The organism is Peterkaempfera griseoplana (assembly GCF_001418575.1).
In the GTDB taxonomy this organism is placed as follows: Bacteria; Actinomycetota; Actinomycetes; order Streptomycetales; family Streptomycetaceae; genus Peterkaempfera; species Peterkaempfera griseoplana.
Window position 1 is genome coordinate 1 of sequence record NZ_LIQR01000466.1, and the last position, 2,454, is coordinate 2,454.

Consider the following 2,454-nt stretch of genomic DNA (forward strand, 5'->3'; position numbering starts at 1 on the left):
GGGCTCACCTGGTCCCGGCCCCTCGTCCCGGAGCGTGGCCGTACGGCCGCCGTCCCCGCCGAGCAGTGCCCAGGCCGCCGCCCACGCCACACCTGCGGCTGCGACGACGCCGAACCCGGCGCGCCAGCCGTGGTGCTGGATCACCCAGGTCAGCCCGGGAGCCGCGACCACGACACCCAGGGTGGTCCCGACGCTGACCAGCGAGCCGGGCAGGTTGCGCCTGCGGTCGGGGAAGAAGGAGAGGGCGGTGTGCTGGGCAACGGGGAACGCCGGGCCCTCGGCGGCGCCCAGCACGATGCGCGAGGCGACCAGCACGGCCGCCCCGCCGCCCAGCGCCATGGGGGCCTGGGTGACCGACCAGAGCAGGGCCATGGCCATCAGCACCCACCGCGGCCGGACCCGGTCCGCCAGCAGCCCCACCGCGGCACCGCAGACCGAGAACAGCAGGAAGAACGCGCTGTTCGCCAGTCCGAAGGAGGTCGCCGAGAGGCCCAGGTCGTGGCGGATCGGGTCGGCCGCCAGCCCCAGCACGGACTTGTCGGCGAAGTTGACCATCATGAAGACCACCAGCAGCCCGGTGACCGTCCACGCACGGCAGCTGGACTCGGAGGCGGGTCGGGCAGGGGTGGACGGTGCGGCGGGGGCGACGTCGGTGTCGGTCACAAGGGCTCCGCGGAGAGTGGCGCTGATGTCCTGGGGGTGCTCGGCGAGCGTCAGGTGAGGGGGACGCCTGCGACGGCGATGCGCTCCATCACGCGCCGCTGCGGGTAGTAGTCGTTGATCGCGTAGTGCTGGACGGCGATGTTGTCCCAGATCGCCACCGAGTCCGGCTGCCAGCGGAACCTGACCTGGAACTCCGGGACCCGGGCCTGCAGCCCCAGCTCGGCGAGCAGCTCCCGGCTCTCCTCGTCGGGCAGCCCCACGATGCGCGCGGTGAACGGCTCGTTGACGTAGAGGGTCCTGCGCCCGGTACGCGGATGCCGGACCACCACCGGGTGCTCGACCGGCGGCAGGGACAGACGCAGTGCGGCGATCTGGTCGTCGCTCATCCTCCGACCCCAGCTGTACACCCAGTCGTGCACCGCGGTGAGCCCCTCGATGCGCTGCTTCAGCTCGTCACTGAGGTTGTCGTACGCCGCCCCCATGTCGGCCCACATGGTGTCGCCACCGGCCGGCGGCACCTCGATGGCCCGCAGCACCGAGCCCATCGCGGGCGCGGCCATGAACGAGTGGTCGCTGTGCCAGATGTTCTCCGTGCCGATGGCCGTCGCGTCCTTGGCCAGCCGGGAGACCCCGGCCTTGTCGCCCTTGGGGAAGAACGGGTTGGGCTCCGGCTCGCCCCACACCGCGGCGAGGGCCATGTGGGACTCCTCGTCGAAGGTGTGCTGGTCCCGGAAGAAGACGACCTTCCACTCCAGCAGGGCCTGGCGCAGCTCCCCGGCGAGCTCCTCACCGATCGGCTGGGAGAGGTCGACGCCGCCGATCTCCGCGCCGATGTGCGGCGTCATCGGGGAGATCTCCAGCAGCCGGTAGCCGGTCTGCCCGGTGCCCGGGGCGGTGCGCTCCAGCACCCGCGGCCCGTAGTGCAGCAGCGGCTTGTCGAGGCCGGTCCGAAGGGTGGTCAGGGCGGTGTCCATGCGCTCCTCCGTCATCGGAAAATCGTTACCGGCAGTATTGATATAGGCCCGCGAAAGGGCAAGGGCCCGTCGACAGGAATTTGCCGCCGCCCACAGACCCGTCGGCACGCAGCTCCGCCACCCCGGCCCACACGGCAGCCTCCAGGCGGACGGCCACCGGCGGCCCGGCGACCGTCCAGGCGCGACGGATGCGACGTCGGCACCGGCCGTAGGGACTTCACCCGAGGGGCACAACTCGGCGGCCGCCCGGCGGCGCCCTCGTACGCCAGGAACCGGACGGGGAATCGTCAGCGCAGTGCTGACATACGTTCATGACCCGGCACCGGCCTGGCGCGACGGCCTCCCGGCTGCCGCGGGCCTCCCGCAGCGGTTCCGCACCCGGCTCAGGCCGGGCGGCCGACCGCCCTGACCAGCAGATCCACCAGGTCGTCCACGAACCGCGCGTCGGGCAGCTCGCGCTCCGCCAGCAGGCGGTAGACCAGCGGCGCCGCCACCAGCGTGGCCGCGGAGCGGATGTCCACATCGGACCGCACCTCGCCGCGGGCGACACCGCGTTCCAGGATGGTCCGCGTCTCACCCATCATGCGCTCGGTGTATGCGGCGTACTCACCCCGGACACTGCTGTCACCCGCCGCGGCGCCGATCAGCTCGGCCAGCAGCCGGTCCGTCCCGGGCCGCCGGTACGACGCCAGCCGCGCGGTGAGCACCTCGCGCAGCTCGGCACGGACATCGCCCAGGTCGGGCACCGACAGGGCCCCGATCCGGGTCTCCGCCGCCGCGATGATCAGTGCCTGCTTGGAGGGCCAGCGCCGGTAGA

3 protein-coding genes are annotated in these 2,454 nt (G+C 72.6%); all 3 read right to left on the reverse strand.

Annotated features, from left to right (window positions below):
* Positions 1-663, reverse strand: a 663-nt coding sequence (locus AOK09_RS29905; protein WP_245687545.1) for an MFS transporter, incomplete at its 3' end; no start/stop codon positions are given.
* A 50-nt stretch (positions 664-713) separates the two neighbouring features.
* Positions 714-1,637 carry a TauD/TfdA dioxygenase family protein gene (locus AOK09_RS29910; RefSeq protein ID WP_055590362.1) on the reverse strand — a complete coding sequence of 308 codons (924 nt, stop codon included), beginning with the start codon at positions 1,635-1,637 and terminating at the stop codon, positions 714-716.
* Positions 1,638-2,020: 383 nt separating this feature from the next.
* Positions 2,021-2,454: TetR-like C-terminal domain-containing protein (locus AOK09_RS29915; RefSeq protein WP_055590363.1), on the reverse strand; the 434-nt coding region annotated here is incomplete at its 5' end.